The organism is Candidatus Woesearchaeota archaeon, assembly GCA_026394965.1.
Classification (GTDB): domain Archaea; phylum Nanobdellota; class Nanobdellia; order Woesearchaeales; family 0-14-0-80-44-23; genus JAPLZQ01.
This window is the reverse complement of sequence record JAPLZQ010000041.1, coordinates 1-5,700: the sequence shown is the minus strand read 5'-3', so window position 1 is coordinate 5,700 and position 5,700 is coordinate 1. Positions and strand designations below refer to the sequence as shown.

At 41.8% G+C, this 5,700-nt stretch carries 6 protein-coding genes; 1 reads left to right on the top strand and 5 read right to left on the bottom strand.

Annotation, left to right across the window (positions count from 1 at the left end; genetic code table 11):
• Nucleotides 1-146 precede the first annotated feature (146 nt).
• Entirely contained in the window at nucleotides 147-971 is an 825-nt protein-coding gene (locus NTV63_01810) for a glycosyltransferase (protein ID MCX6709671.1), read from the top strand.
• Nucleotides 972-982: 11 nt separating this feature from the next.
• Here the strand turns inward: NTV63_01810 and NTV63_01805 are convergent, their stop codons facing one another.
• The 5 genes from NTV63_01805 to NTV63_01785 all read right to left on the bottom strand — a co-directional run.
• Nucleotides 983-2,077 carry a hypothetical protein gene (locus NTV63_01805; GenBank protein MCX6709670.1) on the bottom strand — a complete coding sequence of 365 codons (1,095 nt, stop codon included), beginning with the start codon at nucleotides 2,075-2,077 and terminating at the stop codon, nucleotides 983-985.
• 117 nt (nucleotides 2,078-2,194) lie between these two features.
• Nucleotides 2,195-2,596, bottom strand: coding sequence for an NUDIX hydrolase (locus NTV63_01800; protein MCX6709669.1), 402 nt, complete (start codon nucleotides 2,594-2,596; stop codon nucleotides 2,195-2,197).
• Nucleotides 2,593-3,366 carry a TIM barrel protein gene (locus NTV63_01795; GenBank protein MCX6709668.1) on the bottom strand — a complete coding sequence of 258 codons (774 nt, stop codon included), beginning with the start codon at nucleotides 3,364-3,366 and terminating at the stop codon, nucleotides 2,593-2,595. The genes NTV63_01800 and NTV63_01795 overlap by 4 nt, the downstream gene beginning before the upstream one ends.
• Nucleotides 3,367-3,507: 141 nt before the next feature.
• Nucleotides 3,508-4,674, bottom strand: coding sequence for a hypothetical protein (locus NTV63_01790; protein MCX6709667.1), 1,167 nt, complete (start codon nucleotides 4,672-4,674; stop codon nucleotides 3,508-3,510).
• 87 nt (nucleotides 4,675-4,761) lie between these two features.
• A partial coding sequence (locus NTV63_01785; protein ID MCX6709666.1) for a class I tRNA ligase family protein occupies nucleotides 4,762-5,700 on the bottom strand: 939 nt, incomplete at its 5' end.

The window sequence follows — 5,700 nt, the reverse complement described above, 5'->3', positions numbered from 1 at the left end:
TTTTTCATTTTATTCCTCCACTCTTTTGTGGCGAGTATGCTGTTTTAATGTGTAATCCATCTGGATTAAACTCTCCCTTTTAAATATTTCTATTGCAGGCGTTTTTAGGGGCAAATTTTATTAATGGGGCTTTTCTTCTCTTATATATGGCTGACAATCATATTGATGTTTCCATAATAATCCCTGCAAAGAATGAGGAGAAGTATCTTCCAAAGCTTCTTTCAGGGATACGCCTTTATGTAAAGTCCTGCAGGAAGCTTAAATTTGAAACTATTGTCGCTCTTGCTCCTTCGCGCGACAGGACAGGAAAGATTGCGAAGCGCTTTGGCGCTAGAGTCATAAGAGGGGGGCTTCCGGGAATTGGCAGAAACCGGGGCGCAAGAATTGCAAGGGGAAACCTTCTGATTTTCCTTGATGCAGATGTAACCCTATCAAGGAATTTCTTCTCAAGGGCGATAAGGGAATTCAATGAAAGGGGGCTTGATTTTTCCTCTGTGGACATTCATATGGCTTCCAGGAACAGGATGGACCTGTTCCTGCAGCGCCTTAATAACATTGTCCAGCGCGCAACAGAGAGAACAAAATACGCGTATGCAACAGGAATGTGCATAATTGTCAAGAGAAAGATTTTCTTTAAGGTAAGGGGCTTTGATGAGAAGATTTCCTTTGCAGAGGATGCAGACCTAACCTGCAGGCTTGCAAAGGCAGGCGGGAAATTCAGGATTCTCAATTCTTGCCATGTAACAACCTCAAACAGGAGGTTTGCAAGTGATGGGAGGATTAAGACAATATCCCGTTTTATCAATGCAGCAATAAAACACGGAATGGGGAATAAGATAACAGGAAAATATGACTATTTCAGGGATTTTAATCTTTTAGATGGAAAAAATTCAGGGGATTCCAATAAATTCAGGCAGCGCATAATGAGAAGAATCAGGAAATTCAGAAAAAATATTGTAAAAATGAGATAATAAAATCCCGCTTAAATGTATTTTCTTGGGCTTTCATGATTTTCCTTGAATGCCTCAGCATCAATATACATCGGCTTCAGGTTTCTCAGGTTTTCAAGCTCTTCTGAAATCCTGCCACGGAATTTTTCATATAATTTTGGGAATTCCTTTTTCAGGAGGGTTTCAAGCCTGATTATGTATTCCTCTGAGTTTTTCAGATGGCTTGTTATCTCGCTCTTTTCAAATGAATTGCCGTTGTAGAGTTTTGAGAGCCTTGCAGACCAGTCTCCCGGCTGGTCAGCGCCAGGTATGAATGCGGGAAGATAGCTTTCAAGGCTCTCCCTTGAGCATGTTCCTCCCATAAGCCTTATTATCCCGCTTTTCCGGTATTCAAATTCATCGGGGCCGTAAAGCGGCATGTCATACCCGTTTGTGGAAATGGGGGTTATGTTTCCTATGGCAAGCGCAGTCATTCTTATTCCTGTCCCCCTTAGCGAATCGTAGATGTGCAGCAGCCCATTTTTTGCTATGAATCCGTAGAGCACAAGCTTGTCTATCTTTAAATGGCTTTCATCTGCTGATTCAAGAATTTTTTTCAGCGCAATATCAATTGTCTTTCCTGATGCAACTGTGTCCTGGATTACAAGAGTGGCTCTTTTTCCGGAAAGCTCTTTCACTCCGTCCATCTTTTCATATATTATCCTTATCTCTTTCTCATCTGAATCATGAGCCCGGTATGAAGGCAATACATACTGGGTTCTAATCATTGCCTCGCTTATATTGCATTCAGTTTTCATAATTTCATGGAGATTGTATCCTACAGATGCGCGCAGGATGTGGCAGAAAAGTATGTTCCTTCCAATCTCGCCCTCTTCTGAAAGAAGGGCATAAGCGCTCTTTGCAAGCTTTTCAGTCATCTGCTCAAGGGAACTCCCAACAATTGACGGGTAGCATGCAATTTCCCTTGCTTCAGGGGAATCAAGTATGTATTCCCTGAATCTTTTCTCTTTTGTCAGGTAAGCCTTTGCATCACTGGGAAGTTTTGCATCAAGCTCCCTTACGTCTGTTTTTATCCCGAAAAAATCTATAATCCCTTCTGTCTCAGTTTCTGTAAATTCAGCTTTCAATCAAAGCGCCCCCGGCTGGTTTTTTTTATTAGAATTTTCCTGCTCTGCAGTTTTAGATTTATGTTCCCACCGGAGTATATGAAATAAGAACGGAAGTTTATAAATTTTGCTGTGCTCCTAAGCGCGTGTTATCTCCTTGATGTGGCATTCAAAGAAGTCCTTGTCCTCTTTCCACCAGATGTTTTTTGTAAGCTCTTCTATAGGAACCCACTTTGCATCAGCGTTTTCAATGTCAATTGGCTTCAATTCCTTTTTTTCAGTTGTGAAGAGAAATATGTGTATGTCTTTCATATTCCCGCTTTTTCCGTCCGGGCGCGAGCATGTCCCAAGTTCTTTTATGAACTTTAAATCATTTTTTTCAAGCCCGGTTTCCTCGTTTATCTCCCTGTATGCAGCTTCAAGAAGATTTTCATCTTTTTTAATGTGCCCTTTTGGGAATGAGTAGTGCCCTGACTTGTTATGCACAATTGCAACCATTCCATTTCTCACTATGACTCCCCCTGCGCTCTCTTCGTTCATCTTAATCCCTCAATTATCTTTTTCATCCTAAGCGAGTCCTGCCAGGTTATGGGGCTTTCTGATATTATTGTTATGTCAGTGTTATTTTTCAGAAGGAGCTTTGCAAGAGGCAGGAATTCCCTTTCATCCATAATCTTGTGGCTTCTTTCCCCTGCGGAAGTGTACTCTATTCCTGAGAAATGCGAATGGATGTGATTTATTCCTGAGAGCTTTTCCAAAACTTCTTCATAGTCAATCCCGTTGTTTCTTGCCCTGAGGTGGGCGAAGTCAATGCACATTGAGCATCCGGTTTCTTCTCTCAGCTTAAGGAGCTCCTCAACTGTCCCGAACTGCGAGTGCTTCCCTGTTGTTTCAGGCGCAAGGAGTGTGTTCCAGCCATTTTCCTTCATCTCATCCTGCATGCGCAGAACATATTCCCTGACAATATCATAGCATCTGCTTTTCTCCATCTTTCCGTAAAATGCAGCATGGAAAACTATGTGGGTTGCTTCCATGATTGAGCCAAGCCTTGCGCTGTCAAGGATTCTCTTTACTGAGTTCTCCCTTTTTTCCTTTTCATCTGATGCAAGGTTTATGAAATATGGAGCGTGCACGCTCAGGCTTATTCCTGTCTTTTCAGCTGCCTTTCCTATGCTCTTTGCAAGCTCATCCTTCATTCTTACTCCGTGGGTGAACTCAACCTCCATTGCAGAGAGCCCTATCTTCTTAACCTCCTCAACCCCTTCCAAAGTTGAGGGAAGGGGGCTTCCTGCAGGTCCGAGTTTTATCATCCTTTCTTATCTCCCAAAAATTGTATAATCATACTGCATAATCATTACATTTTACTTTTTATGATTTCTTATGCCTTATGTTAATCATTCTTTTATTCAGAATATTTAAAATTATAGTTCTATAAGCCGCAAATCTTCTTCTTACTTGGATGCGCCGAGAATCCTTGATTTCATCCTTGCTGTTATCAATGATATTATGATGCTGTAGAGCATGCACGCAAGTGCAAGGCTCAGGATTTCAGAAAGCCCCGTTGCAGAGTATTCTGAGAATACCAGGAGAATTGATGCAAGCGCTATCCCTTTTGGGCTTACAAGAGATATGAATATCTTTTCCTTATGGCTGAATCTTTTCTTCAATATTATCATTATTGTGGCATATCTTATGATGAGATAGCCCATGAAGACGATGAGCGACTTGAGGAGGAAAGACTGATTTAGAGGAAATCCTACCATTATTCCAACAAGGGTGAACACAAGTATCTCAATGCTGCTTGAAACAGTGAATGAGAACTCCATCAGGCTTTCCTTGTTTTTCACATAGACATTTCCAAAGAAGAACCCAAGCACTGCTACTGAGATAACCCCGCTTCCCCCCAGGTTTTCTGAGAAAATGTAGGTAAGAAGCGCAGATGTTATGAGCGCAAGGGGCGAGAATTTCCTTGAATACCGGTTTTTCATGAACTTGAAGATTATTATCCCGAAAAGAAGCCCTGTTCCAGCCCCAATCATAACCTGCTGGATTATTGTTGGCGCGTAGTCAAGCATTGCTATTCCGCCGCCTAAGCCTAATTTCATCTCGAGAAGCAGGAATGGGATGATGAATATGAAAGGCATTCCCGCAGTTGATTCTGCCCTGAGGATGTCAAGCACGCTGTGGTTGTGGGTTTTAAGGATGTGCCCGGTAATCTCAGCAGATGTTCCTGTCATAAGCACAGAGAATATTAATGCTGAGAGCAGGTCTGTTTTGAAAAGCCAGACTGCAAGGGCTGTTAATGCAATGGCATTTAAAATCAGCGCTGTGAAAAAAAGCCTCATTGCCCTTGCTGAAAGCGAGTCAAACTCCCTTATCCTGAATCTTGAGCTGCAGTCAAAAACAACAAGCGCTATTGCAACAACACTTACCCCTATTATGAAAGACGGGTGAAGCATTATCATGGGCTTTCCGCTGAATTTTATGAATGAAAGGATTATTCCTGAGAAAATCATGATGAGCGCATTTGAAATCCTGAATTTTTTTGACAGAATTGAGGAGATTATTCCAATGAAAAGTATCGCTGCGACAGACGCAATGTATTCCAGTGCTATCATTTGCCTCTTTTCCCCTTTTTAAGTTCTTTATTTGCGGCAGCTTGTATTTATTTATTGCCCTTTTATCCTGTTTTATTCCAAATTCAATTATTGCATATTTACAATTATTGCGGGCTTTCCTGGAATTGACTGCTCTTTCTTCTGTTCAGAGGATTTCTCAGCTGTTTCTATTATAACCGGAAATCCCAATTCATTTTCAATCCCTGCCTTTTCCCTTTCAAGGAATAATCTCTCTTTTTCCTGGGTTATTTTTCCCTGCACCATGAGCTGGGGATTTTTCAGGATTCTTGCAGAAAGGATTGAAACCTCCTTTGCCTTTGGTGAAAGCTCCTTCTCTGAGAGAAGCGCTTTCATGATTTCCCCCATGTTCCTTGTCTTTTCAAGTGATTTCCTTATTTTCTCAAGAGCATTGTATTTCCATTTGTCTGCGAGAACAAGCTTGACTGATTTTGCAGATGCTTTTGAATCCTTTGCTTTTGCAAGCTCAATTATCCTTCTTATGTCTTCCTTGACAGAGGAAAGGATTTTGAAAAGCTCCTCTGACTCTTCGCTTATCTTTTTCTCATCGCATTGAGGCCAGCTTTCAATGCTGATAAAGCTCTTGTTTCCGATTTCGTGCCAGAGCTCCTCGCTTATGTGCGGGCAGAAGACTGAGAACATCTTCAAAAGCGCGCTATAGTGCTCCTTTGATATTCCCCTTGAGAAATATTCAATTGAATCTATGAGCGCAATTATCGCCTTGGGGTACTGGAATGTCTCAATTCCCTCTGTAACCCTTTTTATTGTGAGGTTTATCTTGCTCTCATCAATCTCATCATGCCCCTTTTTGAGCTTGTCCTTCAGTGCAATCATTCTCCCGATTATCCTGTAGCTTCCCTCAACACCTGAGTCGCTCCACTCCATCTGCTTGTCAGGCGATGCAACAAACATCAGAAAAAGCCTTGCTGTGTCTATTCCGTATTTTTCAGAGATGTCTGTCTGGAACACCACATTCCCGAAACTCTTGCTCATCTTGTGCCCGTCCTT

Coding starts and splice junctions, on each gene's coding strand:
- NTV63_01810 (MCX6709671.1), top strand. CDS start 147: ATGGCTGACAATCATATTGATGTTTCCATAATAATCCCTGCAAAGAAT.
- NTV63_01800 (MCX6709669.1), bottom strand. CDS start 2,596: ATGAACGAAGAGAGCGCAGGGGGAGTCATAGTGAGAAATGGAATGGTT.
- NTV63_01795 (MCX6709668.1), bottom strand. CDS start 3,366: ATGATAAAACTCGGACCTGCAGGAAGCCCCCTTCCCTCAACTTTGGAA.
- NTV63_01790 (MCX6709667.1), bottom strand. CDS start 4,674: ATGATAGCACTGGAATACATTGCGTCTGTCGCAGCGATACTTTTCATT.